The organism is Actinomyces wuliandei, from assembly GCF_004010955.1.
GTDB classification, from domain to species: Bacteria; Actinomycetota; Actinomycetes; order Actinomycetales; family Actinomycetaceae; genus Actinomyces; species Actinomyces wuliandei.
The window spans coordinates 2,359,169-2,380,162 of record NZ_CP025227.1; the positions used below are offsets into that span (position 1 = coordinate 2,359,169).

16 protein-coding genes are annotated in these 20,994 nt (G+C 70.6%); 15 read left to right on the forward strand and 1 reads right to left on the reverse strand.

Features of this window, described 5'->3' with window-relative positions:
• Window positions 1-46 precede the first annotated feature (46 nt).
• From CWS50_RS09820 to CWS50_RS09885, 14 genes are all read left to right on the forward strand, one after another.
• Window positions 47-988, forward strand: a complete 942-nt coding sequence (locus CWS50_RS09820) for an ABC transporter ATP-binding protein (protein ID WP_127842645.1) — start codon at window positions 47-49, stop codon at window positions 986-988.
• The gene (locus CWS50_RS09825; RefSeq protein ID WP_127842646.1) at window positions 988-3,543 is read left to right on the forward strand and encodes an FtsX-like permease family protein; all 2,556 of its coding nucleotides are present in this window, start codon (window positions 988-990) and stop codon (window positions 3,541-3,543) included. Before CWS50_RS09820 ends, CWS50_RS09825 begins: the two co-directional genes overlap by 1 nt.
• 133 nt (window positions 3,544-3,676) lie before the next feature.
• Window positions 3,677-6,232, forward strand: a complete 2,556-nt coding sequence (locus CWS50_RS09830) for an FtsX-like permease family protein (protein ID WP_243118280.1) — start codon at window positions 3,677-3,679, stop codon at window positions 6,230-6,232.
• Window positions 6,233-6,349: 117 nt separating this feature from the next.
• Entirely contained in the window at window positions 6,350-8,899 is a 2,550-nt protein-coding gene (locus CWS50_RS09835; protein ID WP_127842647.1) for an FtsX-like permease family protein, read from the forward strand.
• Between the two features lie 526 nt (window positions 8,900-9,425).
• A complete protein-coding gene (locus CWS50_RS09840) occupies window positions 9,426-9,632 on the forward strand; it encodes an actinodefensin (protein ID WP_127842648.1) in 207 nt (68 codons plus the stop codon).
• A 146-nt stretch (window positions 9,633-9,778) separates the two neighbouring features.
• Entirely contained in the window at window positions 9,779-9,994 is a 216-nt protein-coding gene (locus CWS50_RS09845; RefSeq protein ID WP_127842649.1) for an actinodefensin, read from the forward strand.
• Between the two features lie 147 nt (window positions 9,995-10,141).
• Window positions 10,142-10,342 (forward strand): actinodefensin, encoded by a 201-nt coding sequence (locus tag CWS50_RS09850; protein WP_127842650.1) that lies wholly within the window; start codon window positions 10,142-10,144, stop codon window positions 10,340-10,342.
• A gap of 124 nt (window positions 10,343-10,466) precedes the next feature.
• A complete protein-coding gene (gene adfA / locus CWS50_RS09855; protein ID WP_127842651.1) occupies window positions 10,467-11,678 on the forward strand; it encodes an actinodefensin-associated protein A in 1,212 nt (403 codons plus the stop codon).
• Window positions 11,675-11,965, forward strand: a complete 291-nt coding sequence (adfB, locus tag CWS50_RS09860) for an actinodefensin-associated protein B (protein ID WP_243118281.1) — start codon at window positions 11,675-11,677, stop codon at window positions 11,963-11,965. Before adfA ends, adfB begins: the two co-directional genes overlap by 4 nt.
• The gene (locus CWS50_RS09865) at window positions 11,962-12,816 is read left to right on the forward strand and encodes a hypothetical protein (RefSeq protein ID WP_243118282.1); all 855 of its coding nucleotides are present in this window, start codon (window positions 11,962-11,964) and stop codon (window positions 12,814-12,816) included. The genes adfB and CWS50_RS09865 overlap by 4 nt, the downstream gene beginning before the upstream one ends.
• Entirely contained in the window at window positions 12,783-14,552 is a 1,770-nt protein-coding gene (locus tag CWS50_RS09870; protein ID WP_127842653.1) for an ABC transporter ATP-binding protein, read from the forward strand. The genes CWS50_RS09865 and CWS50_RS09870 overlap by 34 nt, the downstream gene beginning before the upstream one ends.
• A complete protein-coding gene (locus CWS50_RS09875) occupies window positions 14,549-16,804 on the forward strand; it encodes a S9 family peptidase (RefSeq protein WP_127842654.1) in 2,256 nt (751 codons plus the stop codon). The genes CWS50_RS09870 and CWS50_RS09875 overlap by 4 nt, the downstream gene beginning before the upstream one ends.
• Window positions 16,801-17,181, forward strand: a complete 381-nt coding sequence (locus tag CWS50_RS09880) for a hypothetical protein (RefSeq protein ID WP_127842655.1) — start codon at window positions 16,801-16,803, stop codon at window positions 17,179-17,181. The genes CWS50_RS09875 and CWS50_RS09880 overlap by 4 nt, the downstream gene beginning before the upstream one ends.
• Window positions 17,175-18,674, forward strand: a complete 1,500-nt coding sequence (locus CWS50_RS09885) for a S8 family peptidase (protein ID WP_127842656.1) — start codon at window positions 17,175-17,177, stop codon at window positions 18,672-18,674. Before CWS50_RS09880 ends, CWS50_RS09885 begins: the two co-directional genes overlap by 7 nt.
• 86 nt (window positions 18,675-18,760) lie before the next feature.
• Here the strand turns inward: CWS50_RS09885 and CWS50_RS09890 are convergent, their stop codons facing one another.
• Window positions 18,761-19,450: a response regulator gene (locus CWS50_RS09890; protein ID WP_127842657.1), complete on the reverse strand. Its 690-nt coding sequence runs from the start codon at window positions 19,448-19,450 to the stop codon at window positions 18,761-18,763.
• A 46-nt stretch (window positions 19,451-19,496) separates the two neighbouring features.
• Between CWS50_RS09890 and CWS50_RS09895 the strand changes: the two genes are divergently transcribed.
• Window positions 19,497-20,750, forward strand: coding sequence for an ATP-binding protein (locus CWS50_RS09895; protein ID WP_206610398.1), 1,254 nt, complete (start codon window positions 19,497-19,499; stop codon window positions 20,748-20,750).
• The last annotated feature ends 244 nt before the right edge of the window (window positions 20,751-20,994 follow it).

The window sequence follows — 20,994 nt, forward strand, 5'->3', positions numbered from 1 at the left end:
TGTCTGCGGAGATGTCTGAAGAGAAGATCAAGAGAAAGGCAGGGAGATGTCAGTCGGTACAGGATTCCAGACGGGGTCGTACGGGGGTGTCGCCCCTCATCCACACGCTCCTGCTGCGCCCGGTCGTGCTGGTCGGCGCGGTGAGACCGTGGTGGAGGCCCGGGACCTGACCCGGGTCTACGGCAGCGGGGAGGCCCAGGTCATCGCCCTGGACCAGGTGAGCCTGGCCGTGCAGCGGGGCCAGTTCGTGGCGATCATGGGTGCCTCCGGGTCGGGCAAGTCCACCCTCCTGCACTGCCTGGCCGGGCTGGACGCGCCCACGCAGGGCCAGGTCCTCATCGCCGGGCGCGACATCACCGCGATGAGGGACCAGGAGCTGACCACGCTGCGGCGCGACCAGCTGGGGTTTGTCTTCCAGTCCTTCAACCTCCTGCCCACGCTCAGCGCGGAGGAGAACATCCTGCTGCCCCTGCGCCTGGCCCACCGCAAGCCCGACACAGACTGGTACAACGCCGTGGTGACCGTCCTGGGCATCGAGAACCGGCTGGAGCACCGCCCCTCCGAGCTCTCCGGCGGCCAGCAGCAGCGCGTGGCGGTGGCGCGGGCGCTCATCGGCCGCCCCGCAGTGGTCTTTGCCGACGAGCCCACCGGCGCCCTGGACACGGCCTCCTCGGCGGCGCTGCTGGATGTCCTGGCCCAGACCTGCCAGACCCTGGGACAGACCGTGGTCATGGTCACCCACGACCCGGAGGCCGCAGCCACCACCAGCCGCATCATCCGCCTGGCCGACGGGCGCATCACCCAGGACCAGGCCGTGGAGCACCGCTCGGGCGCCCACGCGGCCAGCGCACCCGCCCCCGGCACAAGAGCACCTGCCGCCCCCGGCACGCAGGCACAGGCGGCACAGGCTCCCGGGCGCCAAGTCCCCGCAGCCACCTCACCGGGCGGCGCCTCCTGGCACCCCCGGCACGCAGCAGGGAGCCTGTGATGCCCGCCCTGCTTGACCTGCGGCGCACCGTGGCCGCCACCGTCGCGGTGGCCCTGAGCGCCGCCCTCATCGTCTTCTCCCTGGTGGTCTCCGACACCTACACCACCCAGGCCTCCGCCGACGCCCGCACCAGCATCCACGGAGCCGACGTCGTGGTGACCAGTAAGATGGCATCAGGTCTGGATGGCACCTACATACCGGCCGAGGTGGCCGAGGAGGTCGAGGCCCTGGACCAGGTGGCCTCCGTGCGCGGGGAGCACTGGAGCGTCCTTGACCTTGACCTCCCCGAGCAGCTCAGGGGCGGCGCTGGTACGACAGTCATGGCCTTTGGCGTGCCCGACCTGGGCGGGCCGACCAGCCTCACCGACGGGAGGCTGCCCCAGGCCACGGGCGAGCTGGCCATTGACACCACCCTGGCACAGTCCCGGGGCCTCCGGGTGGGGGACACCCTCAACCTTGTCGCGTCCGCAGAAGAGGAGGGCGGTGAGGGTAGTGGTGATGAAGGCGCCGTCAACTCCAGTTCGACGGTGGTCGGCATCGTCTCAGCCGGGGCGGACAGCGGAGAGCTGCTGGAACCCAATGCCATCAAGGTCTACGCGACTACAGAGCAGCTGGAGGTCATGGGTGCCTCCACGGACTACTCCTTCCTCTACGTGACCGCCACCCCCGGGGCCGATACGGCAGCCCTGCAGGAGCAGGTCGCCCAGGTGGTCCACGCCTCCTCGGCTGAGGCTGCTGTGGCGCCCGCCGAGGAGGTGGCGACCCAGCGCATGGTAGAGGGCACCACAGCTGGCGGGATCATCACCATCCTGCTCAACCTGCTGGCCCTGGTGTGCGTGCTGGTGGCCGGGATCGTCATCGCCACCACCTTTACCACCCTGGTGGCCCGCCAGACCCGCCAGGTGGGGCTGCTGCGCTGTGTGGGCGCCACCCGCCGCCAGGTCACGGCCTCCGTGCTGCGCACCGGCACCCTCACCGGGCTGGTGGGGTCAGCAGCCGGGGCCGTCCTGGGCATCGCGGGCACGGCGCTCCTGGTCCGCACCGGGGCCATGGAGGACCTGGACGGCGCCAGCCTGACCATCTCACCTGCCGCCGTCCTCCTCGCCGTCATCGCCACCACGGTGGTGACCCTGGTGTCCGTCCTGCGGCCAGCACGCCGGGCCGCCCGGGTCTCCCCCCTCATTGCCGTCACCGGCCAGGACCTCAACCGCGAGCACGCCAGCCGCAGGCGCCGCCGGGTGGCTGCCTTCGGGGCCGTCCTGCTGCTGGCCGGGCTGGCCACCACCGTCGCCGGAATGTCCGCGCAGTCGATCAGGACCGCAGCCGCCGGAGGCGTGGTCCTGGTCATCGGCCTCCTGCTGGCCCTGCCGCTGCTGGTGACCGCCGGAGCAGCCCTCATTGAGCGCCTGTGCAGCGCCCAGCGCTTCCCCGTGCTCCACCTGGCCGCCCGCAACCTGGGCCGCAACCCCGGCCGCTCCGCCGCCAGCGCGGCGACCATCCTGGTGGGGGTCGGTGTGGGCGCGGTGCTCTTCACGGGCCTGTTCTCCTTCCAGTCCTCCTTCCAGAACATCCTGAACGACGTCTCCCAGAGGGACATCACCGTGCTGGGCGTGACGCCGGAGAACGAGGCCACGGTCACCTCCGCTGTCGCGGAGGCCGAGGGGGTGGAGTCCCTGACCACCGTGCCTGTCATTGACGTCACCCAGACCGTGGACGGGACCACCCAGGACCTGTCGGGCATCGCGGTGCTGGACATGGAGGCCATCAGCCCCGTGGTGCACTCCACCGCTGGCCTGGAGGACCTGGAGGACGGCGTGCTCATCGTCGGCGGCATCTACGGCATCCCCGACGGCACCACCGTCACCCTGACCGGGCCCGCTGGCAGCACGGAGGTCACCGCCCGTGTCCGCGAGGGCTGGGGTGCTGTGATCACGCCCGGCACCGCCCAGCACCTCACCGGGGGCGCCGAGACCAACAGCATGGTGTGGGCACGCACCACCGAGGGCAACACCCCAGGAGCCGCTGAGGCAAGTATCCGCGAGGCCCTGCGCGGCCAGGAGGTCATGGTCGACGGCCGGGAGGACGCCTTCGCCACCATCACCCACAACATCAACCAGTTTGTGCTCATGGTCTCAGTGGTCCTGGGCCTGTCCCTGGTTATCGCCCTGGTGGGCCTGGCCAACACCACCAGGGTCTCTATCCTGGAGCGCACCCGGGAGATCGGGGTGCTGCGCGCCATGGGCACCCAGCGCACCGAGGTCAGGCGCCTCGTGGTGGCCGAGAACGTCCTCACCGCCGGGCTGGGAGGGCTTCTAGGTATCGCTACGGGGACCCTCCTGGGAGCAGCAGGAATGAGAGCGATCATCGGCGCCGTAGCATCTGACCTGCCCACCGGGGAGAACAGCCAGGAGGCTGGCAGCATCGCCGTCTCCGTCCCGTTCCTGCCCCTGGTCATCACCCTGCTGGTAGCCCTGGCCGTGGGCGTGCTGGCCTCGCTGCGTCCTGCCGAGGCCGCCAGCCGGGTCCCGCCCGTCCAGGCCCTGGCCGTGGACTAGCCGGGCTGGCCGCCGTGCGCGCACCCACCACACGACCCAGCCATCACCACCACCGGGACCTCCACGGGGACCAGCCTCGTGGAAGAAGACGCCCCGTACTTCCCATCCTTTCCATTTACTTCCCACCGTTTCCATGAAGGAGTCCCCCCTGATGCCCGCCCTGCTCGACCCCCGCCGCACCGTGGCCGCTATGGTGGCGGTAGCCATGAGCGCCGCCCTCATCACCTTTGCGCTCATCGTCTCCGACTCCTTCCGCGCCCAGCTCACCGCCAGTGCCCGGGCCAGCGTGGGTGACGCCGACGCGGTCGTGCTCGTGGACCCCAGGGACACTACGGCTGGCGGGCGGCTCTCCGCGCAGACGGTGCAGGAGGCCTCCCAGGCCGACGGGGCGGCAGCCGTTCGCCTCTACACCGAGGGCAACGTGTCGGTCCGCCACCACGGGGGCGTCTCCGACACCTCAGCGATCGTCCTGGACGTGCCGGAGCCGACGGGCGGCACCGAGCTGGTCCAGGGGCGCCTGCCGGAGGGGACCGGTGAGATCGCCGTGTCCCCTTACTTCCTCCAGCACGAGGAGGAGCTGGGAGCCGGTCCCGGCACCACAGTCGGCTCCACCATCACCCTGGCCTCCGGCGACCCGGACTCCGGGCAGACCTCCACAGCGACTACTTCTACAGCGACTATCGTCGGCGTGGTCCAGCCTGGGGCTGAGATCACCCGCAACGACCCCAACGGCATCTCCCACATCTTTGCCACGGCCGAGGAGCAGGCTGAGCTGGGGCTCTCACAGGACCCGGCCGTCCTCTACGTCACAGCACAGCCGGGGACCAGCGCAGGCGAGCTGGTCTCCACGCTCACCCGGGCCGTGACCGCCGTCCAGCCGGGCGTGGAGGTCTACACCGCCTCGGACATCATCACCATGCGTGCGCAGAGCGCAGGCGCCATCAGCTCGAACGCGCTCAACCTGCTCCAGCTCATCACGCCAGTGTGCGCGGTGGTGGCCGGGATCGTCATCGCCACCACCTTCACCACCCTGGTGGCCCGCCAGACCCGCCAGGTCGGGCTGCTGCGCTGCGTGGGCGCCACCCGCCGCCAGGTCATGGCCTCGGTGCTGCGCACCGCCACCCTCACCGGACTGGCCGGCTCCGTGGCCGGGGCCGCCGCCGGCACCGGCCTGGCCGCGCTGGTCATCAGCTCGGGGGTCATTGAGGGTGTGGGGACCGGCCACCTCACTATGTCCTGGAGGTCCCTCGCCCTGGCCGTCCTCATCGGCACGGTAGTCACCCTGGTCTCCGTGCTGCGCCCGGCCTACCAGGCCACCCAGATCTCCCCGCTGGTGGCGCTGCGCGGTGAGGCCGCCGGGAGCGGCTCACCGCGCAGGCGCAGGAGGCTGGTCGCAGTGTCCGGGGCTGCCGTCATCATCCTGGGCCTGGGACTCCTCTGGGGTGGTGCCACGTGGCGGGCGCTGCAGGTCCTCGTCACCGGGGCCGTCGTGGTGGTCCTCGGCGTCATGATCCTCCTGCCGACGCTGGTCACCAGGGTCTCCTGCCTGGCCGAGGCCCTCAGCGGCGGCCCGCGCCGCCCCGTCCTCCAGCTGGCCACCCGCAACCTGGCCCGCAGCCCCCGGCGCTCGGCGGCCACCGCCGCCTCCCTGCTGGTCTGCGTGGCCGTGGCCGCCGCAATGGCCACGGGGGTGTCCGTCTTCACCGCCTCCTGGGGGAGCTATGTCACCAGCAGGTCCCCGGTTGACATCATTGTCGGGGACCTGGCTACGGACCAGGACGCTGAGGCGGTCACTGCTCAGGTCCAGGCGGTCGAGGGCGTGGAGACGGCTGTGGCCGTGCCCACCCTCGACGTGCAGATGACCTCAGCCTCGACAGACGTCGACGACCAGGCCGTCACCGTCATAGCGACCGACCAGGGGACGGTCGCCCCAGTCCTGCGCTCCCCGGAGGTGTTGGAGGACCTGGACGACCACACGCTTGTCCTGGAGAGCGTCTACGAGATCCCCGACGGCACCCAGGTGACCCTCACCGGCCCGGAGGGCAGCGCCGACCTCACGGTCCGCGTCAACCCGGGCGCCAGTGACGCCCTGGTCACGCCCGCAGTAGCCCAGCAGCTGGTCGGGGACGCCCCCACCGCCTCCACCCTGTGGGTACGCGCCAGCGGGGAGATCACCGACCAGGCACCGGCCGCAGCGGTGCGCGAGGCTCTTGAGGGCACCGGCCTCTACGTCGCTGACTTCATGGAGTCCCGCAGCGGCCTCACCGATGAGGTGGTCCAGGTGGCCGCAGCCGTGGGTGCCATGCTCGTCTTCACGCTGCTCATCGCCCTGTCCGGCATGGCCAGCACCACCTCCATGAGCGTCCTGGAGCGCACCCGTGAGATCGGGGTGCTGCGCGCCACCGGAACCCAGCGAGGAGAGGTCCGCCGCCTGTTCCTCACCGAGGGCCTCCTCACCACCCTCCTGGGTGGCGGCATCGGCCTGGTGCTGGGGTGCGGCGTCGGCGTCGCGGGCGCCGCCGCCCTGCTCAACAACGGGGAGGGGAGCCCTCTGTCCGTCCCTGTGTGGTTGGGACCTGGACTGCTCATCATCCTCCTGGCTGCCGTGGCCGTGGGCGTGCTGGCCTCGCTGCGCCCCGCCGAGACCGCCAGCAGTATCCCACCCGTCCAGGCGCTGGCCCAGGACTAGCCGAGCCGACCGCTGCCAGCTCCCGTGAGCACCCGGCGAACCAGCACAGCAGGAAAACCGGAGCCCCAGAAAACAATAAAGGCCCCAAACAACCCCAAACAACAAGGAGTACCGCTCATGCCCGCCCTGCTCGACCCCCGCCGCACCGTGGCCGCTATGGTAGCGGTGGCCATGAGCGCCGTCCTCATTGTGTTCTCCTTCATCGTCTCTGACTCCTTCCGCGCCCAGCTCACTGCGGACGCCTGGGCCAGCGTGGGTAAGGCCGACGTCGTGGCCGAGGCCTCCGCCACAGCAGACGAGGGGGTGTTCCCCGAGCAGGCCGTGCGCGACGTCTCCCAGGCCAACGGGGTGGCGGCGGTACGCCCCCAGATCCAGAGGCAGATGTGGGGAATCCCGCCGGGCGCGAACAGCGCCGACGTGTTCTCCCTGTTTGTGCTGGACGTGCCGGAGATCTCGGGAGGCACCCGGCTGACCGGTGGCCGCCTGCCGGAGGGCGCCCAGGAGGTGGCGGTCTCCTCCACCTTTGCCCAGCAGTACAGCCTGGAGGTGGGCAGCACGACCACCCTTGCCCAGGACTCACACGGTGGCCCGGCCAGGACGACCACCACGGTGACCGTCGTAGGTATTATCCAGCCCAGCGCCGAGGTCGCTGCTGACGTCAGCTCCCTCCCTCTGGTCTTTACCACCGCCGAGGCACGCGCCGCGCTGGGGGTGCCCGAGGACCCCGCCTTCCTCTACATCACCGCCCGGCCGGGCACCAGCCCCGAGGAGCTGCGGGACACCGTCACCGAGGCGCTCCAGGCCACCCAGGCCGACGCGCGAGTCAGCACGGCCGCGGACGTGGTCACCTGGCGCGCCAGCACCTCCGGTGGGGGTGCTACCTCGACGGCGTTCCTGCTGCTGCGGCTGCTCACGCCGGTGTGTGCCGTGGTGGCCGGGATCGTCATCGCCACCACCTTCACCACCCTGGTGGCCCGCCAGACCCACCAGATCGGCCTGACCCGCTGCGTGGGCGCCAGCCGCCGCCAGGTCCTGGTCTCGGTGCTGCGCACCGGCCTGCTTTCCGGGGTGGTGGGCTCAGCAGCCGGGGCGGCCGCTGGCGCGGCCGTGGCCGCCACGGTGGTGCGCTCCGGGGTGGTGGAAGGGCTTGAGGCCCGGTACCTCACCGTGTCCTGGAGGTCCTTCGCCCTGGCCGTCCTCATCGGCACCGTGGTGACCCTGGTCTCCGTGCTGCGCCCGGCCCGCCAGGCCACCCAGGTCTCCCCGCTGGTGGCCCTGACCGGCCAGACCGCTGACACCAACGCACTGGGCAGGCGGCGGGTCGTGGTCGCCGCAGCAGGGGTGCTCATCGCCCTGGTCGGCTGCGGACTCATCTGGCAGGGTGTCACCGCGCGAGTGCTGGAGTACATTACGGCCGGAGCGGTGGTCACCGTGCTGGGGGTAATTGCCTCCCTGCCGCTGCTAGTGATCGGCGCCTCCCGCCTGGCTGAGGTCCTCAGCGGGCGCGCGCGCCGCCCCATTCTCCAGCTGGCCGCCCGCAACCTGGCCCGCAACCCCGGACGGGCCGCCGCCACCGCCGCCTCCCTGCTGGTCTCCGTGGCCGTGGCCGCCACCCTGGCCACCGGCCTGTCCAGCGTTGACGCCTCCATGGAGGGCTACCTGGCCTCCGGCTCCCCGGTGGACATCCGCGTGGAGGGGATCACGGCTGAGCAGGACGCCACCGCCCTGGTCTCCCAGGTGGAGGCCGTCGAGGGCGTGGAGGCCACCACGCTCGTGCCCTGCATTGAGGCCCAGGTCATCTCTAGTACTTCCGAGAGTGGCAGCAGCGCCGAGGATCCAGAAGACCCAGAAGGTGCTGGGGACCCGGACGACTCCTCCATGACCCTGGACGTCATCGACCGCGACGCCATCACCCCGGTCATCCGCTCCGACCAGGGCCTGGAGGGTCTGGACGACCACACCCTCATCGTCGGGGGTATCTACGGTCTGGAGGACGGATCGGCCATCACGCTGTCCGGCCTGGCTGGCAGCGTCGAGCTCACCGTCCACGTGTCGGAGGAGGCGGGCACCGTCGTCACACCGGCAGTGGCCCAGCAGCTGGCCGGGGACGCCCCGACCAGCGTCTCCCTGTGGGCGCGCACTAGCGGTGACGGCTCTGACCAGGCACCGGCCACCGCGGTCCGTCAGGCCCTGGCGGGCTCCGGCCTCCTGGTTGTCACCTCCGCCGAGGGCAGGGCCTCCTTCACCCAGATGGTCCAGCAGGTCACCGTAGTCATTGGCGGGGTACTGGTCTTCACGCTGCTCATCGCCTTGTCCGGCATGGCCAACACCGCGTCCGTGGGCGTGCTGGAGCGCACCCGTGAGATCGGGGTGCTGCGCGCCACCGGAACCCAGCGAGCAGAGGTCCGCCGCCTGTTCCTCACCGAGGGCCTCCTCACCGCCCTCCTGGGCGGAGCCATCGGCATCCTGCTGGGCTGCACGGTAGGCATCGCGGGATCGGCCGCCCTGCTCAACTCGGACTCCGGTGACAACCTGGTCATCCAGGTGCCCTGGCTGGTCCTGGCCGGGGCCTTCCTGGCTGCCGCAGCCGTGGGCGTGCTGGCCACCTGGCGTCCTGCCGAGGCCGCCAGCCGGGTGCCGCCCGTCCTGGCCCTGGCCCAGGACTGAGAGACAACCGGATCTGGAGACAACTCCAAGACCTCGCAGTTTACTGCCCAATCCATTGCGGCCCTGTGCTGCGCCTTATCGGTGCGGCACAGGGCCGCACGGCATTTCCTGACGTGCCACCGCGACCCCTCATTGACAGCACATCCGGACATGACAACCCGGCCTCCCCGCACGCCATATCCCACCTGTGCCGCGCTATCTGTTCCGCGCCAACACTGTATGGAGCCAGAAACGGCTAACGTCCTCACCCTTAAGGAGGACGCGCAGGAGAAGTTCCACCTTCTGCCCCATAACACAACTCGAGGCGAGCACATAGTATTCAGGTATCAGAAGGAACGAAGACGGGAGCACGAGGACAGCATAGAAACCCGGACAAGTACTCCGTCTGAATGAGGTGCTGTCAGCCGCTTCCATCACCAGAATCCTTCTGAGCCCATTCACCATGCCCCTCCCACCCAGAAGGGGCATGACAACCACACACCGACCGCCCCGGACTCAGGATATCCGGAGCAGAAAGGAGGACATCATGTCCCAGTTCATCCGTCGCACCACCGCTCTGGCTGGCGCCGACTTCAGCCAGGCCCTGCGCTCAGAGACCCACGCGCCCACCGAGGGCGCCGAGGGCCCCTGCCCTCACAACGAGGGGAAGTGCAACCGGATCTGCAAGGCAAAGGGATACCACGGGGGCTACTGCGGCAGTTTTGCCAACCTCGTCTGCAAGTGCTACGGCTGAGCAGCGGAGTGCCCATCCGACCCTGCCCTGCCTCACATACTGCAACCATGTGAGGCAGGGCAGGGCGCGACCCACGAGAGCAAACCGGTAACCACACACCACAAACTGACGGGGCACATAACTCCAGAGGAGGGGAAGAGAGAACCATGTCCCCGTTCATCCGTCGCACCACCGCCTTGGCTGGCGCCGACTTCACCCAGGCCCTGCGCTCAGAAACCCACGCACCCACAGAGGGCGCCGAGGATTTCGGCTGCGGCCCATTCGTTGGAAACGGTAAGTGCCGCAGACATTGTCGCAATACCGGGCGCCGGGACGGCTACTGCATGGGCATGTTCAAGCAGACCTGCAAGTGCCACGGCTGACCAGCGGAGTGTCCACCCGGCCCTGTCCTGTCCCACATACTGCAACCACGTGAGGCAGGACAGGGCGCGGCCCACGAGAGCAGACCAGCAACCACACGCCGCAAACCGACAGGGCGCATAACCCTGGAAAGAGAGAAGGAGAACACCGTGCCCCCATTCATCCGCCGCACCACCGCCCTGGCTGGCGCCGACTTCACCCAGGCCCTGCGCTCCGAGACCCACGCACCTGTCGAGGGCAGCGAGTCCTTCCCTTGCCTCGGTCATCCTGCTAGGTGCGTCGCCCACTGCCGCAAGGTCGGCTTCAGGGGAGGCTACTGCGTCCCCATTCGCCGCTGCGTCTGCTACTGACCCAGACTCCTGGCCCCTCCCAGGCCCCAAGACGGGAGGGGCCAGGAGCACCCCAACCAGCCTCGACCCGTCCAGGCCGACAGCCAATGTTTCCTAGCACCCCCGACCCGATTGAGACCCACTCATGACTACACAGACTGCTCCACCCTGGAGCGCCACCCCGGCACTGCTGCGTCACAAGGACGGCGCCTGGCAGCAGGTTGACGAGAAGACCCTGGCCGGCGAGCACGCCTCCGCGAGCCTCATGCTCGTGCTCGGCCGTATCGCGGGCCTGCGCCCACCGTTCGGCCGCTCCGTCTTCACCGACGTGCTCCAGCGGACTCCAGGGACCGTCCTCAGCGGCGAGACGATCACACCCCAGCCCCAGGAGGCTGCTGACCCCGGCACCCGCAGCCTGGAGAGCGCGGAGCGGCTCCTGGCCGCCTCACTGGCCCGCTACGGGGCCCGGGGCGCCGTCCAGTCAGCCCTGCCCGTGGACCACATGATCACCCGTTACCTCAGCGACATCACCTCACGGCAGCCAGAGTCCTCCCCGCAGGGCGAGCAGAGGAAGAACGCCACCGCCGTCGTCGACGCCAGAGGCGTGCGCGACCTCATCGGAGCCGTCGAGGAGGAGCGGGAGGCAGCCGACAGCAGCCCCTACCCTGCCTTCCTCCAGCGGCTGCTCAAGCGCGACAGGTCCCACTCCTCCCAGCCCGGCCCCGTCCCGGCAGACGCCCCCGAAGCCTCCCCTGACTCCGCTGAGTCCACCGACTCCGCCGGGACAGCCCCGGAGGCTGCCGAGCCAGAGCTGGACCTGGACCCCCAGTGGCTGGCTGGTGAGGCCATCCAGATGATCGACGTCGCCCGGATCGTCTCCCTGACCTCCTGGCAGGAGGCCGTCAAGGACCTGCCGCCCCGCACCAGCCAGCTGCTCTGGACCGCTGCGGAGGACCCGGCTACCAGCGCCCTCGCCCCCTACCGCCCCGCGCACGACCCGCAGGTGCTGGCGGCCTTCGCCCAGGTGCCAGCCACGCAGCGCGCCATCACCTTGCCCAACGGGCTGCGCACCCTGGACGCCGCCCTGTGCCAGCGCTACGGCCGCGACCCCGTGGGCGACCACGCCGCCGCCCGGCTCCAGGCCGTCCGGGAGGCGTCCCAGGCCTGGCAGAGGTGGGAGGAGGAGCTGGCTCAGGGCAGCCTGGCCGCCCGGGGACTCATCGACACCGACGGCATGAGGCGCATCGGCCAGGACCCCTTCCTCAGACAGAAGTACGCGCTCAGCATCAAGAAGACCGTAGAGACAGAAAGGTGGGTGACGTCATGGCTAGAGGCTGGCGGCTCGCTGACGGAATGAGCCTGACACACCTGAAGAACGGCGGCTGGACCCTCGCGGACCTGCACCGGTTGTCCGTCCACGAGATTGACGAGGACACCGGGACGGTCCTCCACGCCGCCGTGACTGGGGCGCCCGGTACCAGCTCCGACACGACCTCCGACTCCGCCTCCGGCACCACCTCCAGCTCTGCCTCCGAACTCCTTGGGGCCGCAGTCGCCTCCGGGGTGCTCGTCGAGACGGAGGACCCCACAGCCCCCGCACCCACTGACGCAGACACCACGACACACAAGGAGACGCAGCCATGACCGACATGGTCACCATGACCCCCCTGCTCACCGCCCTCCTGGCCCGGGCAGCCAGCGGCACCCTGATCCTCACCCTCCTGGTCGGAGGGGCCACCGGCGTCCTGCTGGGCACCGCCGCCGCCAAGGCCTGGGCCGCAGCGCGAGCGCGCCTGGCCTGGCCCCAAGGGGCAAACTTCCTGCACCTCCACCTGTCCCTGGGCCTTGTCGTCGCGGTCGAGGTGCTCGCCTCCGCCGTGGCGCTCAGCCTGCCCAGCCTGCGCCTGGCCTGCCTGGTCCTCGCCGCCGTCTACGCCGCCTTCGTGGTGGGCGCCACCACCCTGAGGGGGCAGGAGTGCGGCTGCTTTGGCGTGGAGGGCATGACGGTCGGCCCCCTCCACATCTGGGGGTGCGCCCTGACCTCCGCCGCCCTGGGACTGGTTGCCTTCCTAGGGGACGGCCTCACCGCTGCCCGCCCCGCCCGCCTGGCTGCCGCCGTGGCCACCGCCCTGGTCATGACGCTGGCCCTCCAGCTCCTGCGCGGGCGCGAGGCCGCCAGCGCCCGGGCCAGCCAGGAGCACCACGACCGCCTCCTGGTGGTCCTCTCCCCCACCTGCCCGGCCTGCTCCGCCCTGAAGATCATGGAGAACCACGACGTCAGCGACACCGAGGCGGCCGGCACAGTCACCTGGGTGGACCAGGACTCCCAGCCTGCTGCCGCCCTGCGCCAGGCTGGGGTGGACATCTCCTCCTACCCGGCCGTGGTCTCCCTGGACAGCACCAACCCCGCCGGGGCACAGGTGCGCTCCGGGCTCCAGGAGTGCAGGGAGGTGCTTCAGTCATGGCGGCAGCGTCACCTGGTCGCGCAGGTGTAGGTAGTGCCCGGCGGGTGCTGTCCCGCTCCAGCGGCACCGGCCGGGCGCTGCGGGCCATGACCCCTTCGGTGGTCATCATCACCATCCTGCTGGCCATCCAGTCCGGCCTGGGCACCGTCTCCCCGCTCATGCTCCAGCGCGTCATCGACGGCACCCGCCCTGGTGCCTCCCTGGTCTCAGCGGTCGTCGTCCCCGCGCTGCTGGCTGCCGCTGCCGCACTGGCCAGCACGGCAGCCAACGTGATCGAGCAGCGTGTCACGGCCTCCACCGGGCAGCGCTTCCAGGAGCGGCTGCGCGTGCTCATGCTCGGCAAGCTCACCCGGCTGCCCTCCTCAGCCGTGGGGGCCGAGCCCAGCGGGGCCATGCTCTCCCGCATCACCAACGACACCGAGCAGGCACAGTCCTTCGTCTCCAGCATCCTGCCCCAGGTCTTCGGGCTCATCACCCGCCTGGTGGTCCTGGTCACCATCATGTCCTCACGCTCGGTCACCATCACCCTGGTCGTCCTGGGCCTAGGACTGGTCCTCATCCTGCCCACCGAGGGGGTCTCACGCAGGCTCGCCGCCACCACCGACCGCATGCTCGACGCCATGTCCTCCTTCAGCGGCACCGTCATGGAGCGCACGGGCGTGGCCGGGCACCTCTTCTCCCGCACGGTGGCTGACACCGAGACGGACCAGCAGCAGGCCAGGCAGACCGCCGCAGAGGTCCGGCGCACCTACACGCGCATGATCACCATCGAGACAGCCTTCTCCTCCTCCTTGGACCTGGCGGGCTCCCTGGGGACGGTGGCCATCCTTGTCATCGGGGGGCACAGCGTGATCCGTGGGGAGATGACGGTCGGCTCCCTGGCCGCCCTCATCACCCTGGCGCCCCAGCTCTACGAACCGCTCCAGTCCGCCTCCGGGATACGCACCGCTCTGGCCTCCACCTGGGCCGCGCTGGTGCGCGTCCACGGCTTCCTGGAGAAGGACGAGGAGTGGTACGAGCCGCCGGCAGAGCCCGTGGACGTGCTGGACACCGGCTCGCTCATCGTCCGGGAGGTGGACTTCTCCGTCCCCAGCGAGTCGGGTGCCACCACCCTGCTCCACTCAGTCAGCCTCACGGCGCGCTGCGGGGAGATCGTCAGCGTGGTGGGCCCCTCCGGCTCGGGCAAGTCCACCCTGCTCAGCCTCATCGCCGGGGCCAACCGCCCCGAGCGCGGTCACATCACCTTTGGCGGCCTCTCCCCTGCGGACACGGGCTCAGTGGGGTGGAACCGCATCGTCCAGCTCTGCCCCCAGGACCCGTTCTTCCGCAGCGCCACCCTGCTGGAGAACTTCACCCTGGCCCGCCCGGGAATCCGTGAGGACCAGGTGGACACGCTCTGCCGCCAGATGGGCCTGGACCTCTCCCGGCTGGGCGACCGCTCCGGGATGACCACCATGATGGGCGAGCACGGCATGCGGGTCAGCGGGGGTGAGCGCGCCCGCCTGGCCATCGCGCGGATGCTGGCCCTGTCACCCCGGGTGCTCCTGCTCGACGAGCCCACCTCCGCCCTGGACGACGAGTCCACCCGACGGTTCATCAGCGTGCTGCTGACCCTGCGGCGCAGCCACTGCGTCATCGTCACCACCCACGACGCCAGGCTGTCCACCGTCACCGACCGCACCTACCGCATGGAGGACGGGCGGCTGAGCGAGGTGCGCCCCGCACGCGCCTCCGCCCTGGCGGGGGCGGGAGACCGGCTGCCATGAGGCACGACGCCACCCCGCAGCCCCCGGACGCCACCCCTCAGGTTGCCGCGCAGGCCAGCCCCCCAGCCGTCGCGCCGGTCTCGGTCCGGGCGGTGTCGGCGGGGCTGGACCGGCTGGCCGTCCACACGCTCACCCTGCCGTGCGGCAGGCAGGCCGTCCTGGAGGCGCCCGTCTACCGCAGCGTCCCCCGTGCCCGGCTGGACCTCATCAGGCACCGGGGCACGGCCTACGACCGCCTCTGCGGGGACACTATCCCCTCACCTGTGCCCACCGGCTACGCCGGAGCCGTCGAGGACGGCGTACCCACCCTGCTCTCGCAGCAGGCCAGCGGGCTGCCCCTGCCCCACGGCCCCGGCGGATGGGTCGTCGCCCACCACCAGGACGACGGGCACGTCACCGTACGCCTCCACGAGCACGACGAGCACCACGAGGACGCTGCCTCCGCCCCCACCACCTGGGGCACCAGCACCCGCTCGCTGCTGGGCCTGCGGAGCAACCCGGCACAGGAGACCCGCCTGTGGCGGCTGGGCGACCAGGTGGTCTGGCTGCGCCAGGAGCACAGCCCCTCCTCCTCTGCCCTCGTGAGGAGCCGCGACGACCGCGCCTGGCCGCAGGCGCTGGTGACCGAGCTCTTTGAGGCCGCCCTGTGCACCGTCATGGTCGGCCCCCGCCCCCTGCCCGGCCTGCCCAGGGGGGTCGTGGTGCTCCTGGAGGCGCAGGAGCCAAGCACCCAGGAACTGGAGCCAAGCGCCCAGGGGCCAGGAGCCCAGGAGACGGAGGCCCGGAAGGCACCGGGGACGCTGGTGCTGGGCCTGGCCCAGACGCCCCGGGAGCTGTCCGCCTTCCTCCACGAGGACCACGTCCCCCACCACCTGGTCACCCCAGGCCCCGGTGGCACCTGGTCCCCCTCCCCGGTCGGGGACCTCCCCCGCAGCTCGGTGGCCCACCGTCTCCTGGACGGCCAGCCCACCGTGGTCTTCACCGAGCGCCTAGAGACCGCCACCACCTCCTACCGCGTGAGCGACGGCAGCGTCCTGGCCTGCGTCGAGGCCCGGGTGGACCACTACACGGGCGTGCCCGGGCTCAGCAGCGCGTGGGTGGAGCACAGCGAGCCCCATCTGGTGCAGTGGGCCACCGGGTCGTGGACCGACGGCACACCCGTGACCCACCTCCAGGAGGAGGCCGACGGCGTGGTCACGGTCATGACCCAGGGGGGCCAGGGGCACCAGGAGGTCCCCCTGGCCCCCGGCGCCTGGCAGGTCAGCCCCGTCGTACGCGACGACCCGCCCGTGCCCCCACCGCCCCCGGCCGCGCACCCAAGCGCTCCCGTCCTGTGGTGCCCCTCCGTGCAGGACCCGGTGGCCGGGCAGCCTGGGCTGGTCCTGGCACGGCGGGAGGACGGGCACATGGTCGAGGTGGTGACCGGTGACCCAGCGGGCACGCAGACGCCCCTGGTGTGGTTCGACGACTCCAGTGACCTCCCGGCGGCACCCGTGGACGGCCGGGACGTGCGCCACGGCGTCGACCTGGGCACCCTGCCCGTGGGCGACGCCGCCTGGTGCCACGCAGGGACGCGGCCGGTGGTGCGCGTGAGCATCGACTACCACCACCTGGCAGCCCTGGAGCCCGAGGGTCTCCTCTCCGAGCTGCACCAGGCGTGGCGGGCGGCAGTGAGGGCCATCAGCGACATGCTCGGGGACAGCCCAGGCGGCGGGCACGTCACCCCCTTCCTGGGCGGGCACAGCTTTGGTGCGGCACTGGCGGCCGTCGCCGTGCTGCGCGGCCTGTGCTCACCGGCGGGTGCCCTTCTGCGCAGCGGCGCCTACGACCGCTACGCGACCCCGCACGGCTTTGAGCACGACCACCGCACGGCCGCCTCGCACCCCGGGCTCTACCGCGTCATGAGCGTGCTCCCCCGGGCGGGCGCGCACCGGGGCACCCCCTTCCTCATCAGCTGCGGCGGCAGCGACCAGAACTCCGCCACCACCCCGCAGCAGTCTCTGGCCCTCCACGAGAACCTCCTGGCCGCGCAGGCCGACACCACGCTGGCCGTCTTCCCCGAGGAGGGGCACGTCTTCTCCTCCCGGCAGGCACTCCTGGAGCGTCGACGCCTGGAGGAGGAGTGGATGCGCAGCCACCCTCCCCACGATCACCGCCCAGTCCACACAGCCCGGCCGGACCCGACAAGCCCGGGCCAGGCGCACCAGCAGCAGGACGACCCACGACCCACAGAAAGGAAGTCACAGCCATGAACCACCGCACCCGCACGGACATCAGGCAGTCCGTCCGCACCGTCCTGTCCTCACGGCAGGAGGGCGGGATGAGGGGGTGGCTGCCCCGCACCGGCCAGCCCTCCCCCCGGCCCCGAGACCAGGTGGAGGCCGAGCTCCTGCAGCTGCGCCGCGCCCTGGCCAAGGAGGGCACCGAGCTGTCCGGCGACATTGAGAAGGACGCCGCGCTCGTGCTCGCCGCCCGCAGGCAGGGCCACCGGGTGGACCTCGTGATCGGCCGGGAGATCGCCCCGCCGGACCAGGACTGCCGGTACGTGTCCTGGGTGGAGCACAACGAGTCAGTCATCCTCACCGTGGCGCCGGTGCGCGAGCTCTACGAGGAGGTCGCCCGATGGTGAGCCCGGACCGCCCCCGCGCACAGACCCGACGCGGACGCGTGGTCCTGCGCGTCCCGGGACGTGCCATGCCAGCCCGACGGCCTGCCTGGCTCCCGGCGCTCCACCTGCCGGTGCGCTCCCTGGCCGCCGTGCTCGCGATCCTGACGGTCTGGACCGCCCCCGCCCTGGCCCTCCAGCCCCCGCCGGGCCAGAGTCCCGCCCAGCAGCACGCTAAGAGCCCTAGCAGCCCCGGCAGCCTCGATCCTCCTGGGGAGGACCCCCTGGCCGCCCAGCAGTGGTACCTGGACTGGCGCGAGGGCACGGTCTGGCAGGAGGACGGCGGGGGAGTCTCTGTAGGGGTGGTGGACAGCGGGGTCGATGCCACCCACCCTGAGATCGCCTCCTCCTACGACGCTGAGCGCAGCCGGTCTTTCCTCCCCTCCGACTGCACGCCGGGCAGCGAGTGCCCCGACCTCGACCCGGCGCACGACCCCTACGGCCACGGCACCGAGATCGCCGGGCTCATCACCGCCGACGTGGACGGGCACGGCATCGTGGGTGCCGCCCCCGGTGCCAGCATCGTCAGCCTCAAGGCCGGTGACGCGACAGGCCGCTTCTACGCCGAGGCCGTCGCCCAGGCCCTCAGGTACGCGGCGGACACGGGCCTGGACGTCCTTGTCCTCAGCTTTACCACCGACCCCTGGTTCCGCTACTGCCCCGACGCCCCGGGTGACACCGACCAGGAGCGCCAGGAGCAGGCTCAGGACCTGGCCACCATCACCTCCGCCCTGGAGTACGCGGCCCAGCACGGTGTCATCATGGTGGCTGCCGCCGGCAACGAGTCCTTCGACCTCGACCAGGGGACCACCGACTCCTCCTCGACCGGATGGTCCGGTCAGGGCGAGCGCCCGGTCACCGACCAGTGCGTGACCATGCCCGCCCAGTCCGACCACGTCCTCACCGTCGGCGCTCTCGACCCGGCGGGAGCCCGGACCTCCTACTCCAACGTGGGCAGCGCGGTTGACGTCGCCGCGCCCGGCGGCACACCCGTCTGGTACGACGACACCGACACACCGCACGGGCTGGAGTCCGCGATCCTCACTACCGCGCCCACAGATGCCGTCCGCAGCGGGGGCACCGACGAGCAGGGGGTCTCACTGCTGCCCGACGTGGTCTCTGACTGCGGGGAGAGGGGCGCCCAGCAGTGCCGCTACTACTGGTACCGCAGCGGGACCTCCTTTGCCACCCCGCTGGCTGCCGCTGCGGTGGCCGTCCTCCTGTCCCAGGGCGTCCCCGCCCCGCAGGCGCCAGGTCTTCTCCTCGACCTGGCCGTACCCGCAGCCTGCCCGGCCCCGGCCGACCAGGACGACCTGCCCTGCCGGGTGAGCCCGGACCACCCCGGACCGACCACCACCTGGTACGGCCGGGGCAGGCTGCGGCTCCCGGCCGTACCGCCAGTGAGCACGGGCGACCAGGACGACGCGGACCAGACAGGTCAGCCACGTCAGCACTGAGGCGGGTAGCTCAAAGAATGGAGAGGCAGGAGACGGCCAGCTGGCGGGTCAGGAGGCTGTGTCGAGGGGTTTTAGCCAGTCGCCTCTCAGCCACCCGACCCGCCAGCCTCCTCCTGGTGGACGGCCACCACCAGCTTGAGGCGCGAGGTCACCCCGTACTTCCTCATGAGGCTGGAGACGTGGGTCTTGACCGTGGAGTCCGCGACAACGAGCCTGTCGGCAATCTCCGCGTTGGAGTAGCCCTCGCACAGCAGCGTGAGCACCTCACGCTCTGCACCCGTGAGATCCGGGCGGGCGCTCACCCGGGCCTCCCGCAGGTAGCCCTGGGAGATCAGCCGGGAGGTGGCACGGGGTGAGATCGTGGTACCCCCGGTGCTGGCGGCACGCACGGCCTGCACAACCTCTTCCGGATCGGCGTCCTTGAGGAGGAACCCGCTGGCCTGCTGGGACAGGGCCTCCAGCATGGCGGAGTCGTCGTCGAAGGAGGTCAGCATGAGAACCGCCGTGTCCGGATACCTCGCCTTGACGCGTGCCAGCAGCTCCAGGCCGTCTACGGGGAGCATGCGGATATCGGTGATGAGGACGTCCACCGGCATGCGGCTCATGAAGGCCAGGGCGTCTCTGGCCGTGGTGAAGGTGCTGAGGACCTCGATCCCCTCTGCGACTGAGAGGTAGGATCGTATGGCACCCAGCACAAACTGGTCATCATCGACCGCGACAACCCGGATCGTCTTGCCGGAGGCGCCGACAGGGGGTGGAGAACCGGTCACAGGCATGCGACAATGCTAACGCATCTCCATCGTTATCTCCGGCCCCTCGGACGTGATCGCAGTGCTTACCGTATGGTCCCATATCTTTTCTCGGATTCCTCCAAGAGCCACAGCGCTGGCCAGGCCCAGCCTCTTCGACACCTGGCAGCCCACCGCCCGCACCCACCTGCTGCACGCAGGCGTCACGGTCTTCCTGGTCCTGGTCGACACAGCCTTTTCTGTGACCCCCCTCACGACCATCAGGCTGGGGGTCACCATCCTCAACGCCTCCTGCCTCCCTCTGGCGTCTCGCATCCCTCTCGCGGGCTCCGTAGCGAGCCTGGCCGTCACAACCGCCGCCCTGGTAGTGCCAGACGAGATTGGTGTTTTTGGAGTCGCCGTGTGCTGGGCTCCGCTGACGCTGCTGATGTCCCGGGGCTACCACCCCGGCATCATCTGGTCAATGGCCACCATCCACCTGCTCAGTATCACTTTCCTGAGCCACTTCACCCAAACCCCGATCATGCTTGCCATCAGCGGGATTCCCTGCACGGCGCTGGGGCTCACGCTGCGCCACCAGCGTCACAAGAGCGACGAGGCCGCCCGGCACCGCCGGGAACGTCGGGGCCTCCGGCAGCGCCTGCTGGTCTCTGAGCTCCATGACACCGTGGTGCGTAACCTCACCCACGCCGTCATGCAGGCCGAGCAGGCTAAGATCACCCGCCCCGAGGACCCGGAGCTCACCCGCACCCTCGACTCCGTCATCGGCCCGGTACGCAGCGCCACAGGCCAGCTGCGTTACCTCCTCAGGGCCATGTCGTCCGCCTCCGGCGACGAGGCCCTGCTGCTGTCCACCATCCCACCCCGCCCTCTGGAGGAGACCCTGGCCCAGGCTGAGCAGATCCTCCACCAGAAAGACACCACCTTGGAGGTCACCGGCCTGGAGGCTCTTGACACCGCCGCGATCGGCCCCGGCATGCGCCAGCAGGTCACCCGCGTCCTCGCTGAGCTTATCGAGAACGCCGTCAAGTACGCCAGCGTGCACGGACGCGTCATCCTCCTGCTGGAGACCGACGGCAGCACCCTGGAGTGCATGTGCACCAACACCCACGGTCCCACCCACCATCAGCCCCCGCGCAGACAGGCAGGACACCGGCACCAGGCAGAGGCAGAACAAGAGACACAGCAGGAACAGGTGGTCTCCTCGGGCCTGGGCCTGGACACCGCGCGCCGCCGCATCGAGTCGCTGGGTGGGGCGCTGACCACCACCCACACCCCGCGCCGGTGGACCACCACTTTCAGCATCCCCCTCGCACCCGCGATCTAGAGCCCGCGCCGGCCAGCAGACAGTCCCGGGCGCAGCCGCCGGCAGCCGCCGTGGTCCTTTAGGACGAGGCGAGCGGAAACTCCCAACCTTCCGCCAGCTGGCTGCCCGTCAGGATCCCGGAAGGATACAGGTATCAGCCCACCCACTACCGACACGCACTGAAGGTGATCTCCATGTCCGTCCGCACTGCTCTCCCCACCGTTCTGGCCTCCCTCCTCATTGGCAGCACGGCCGTCCTCCCCAC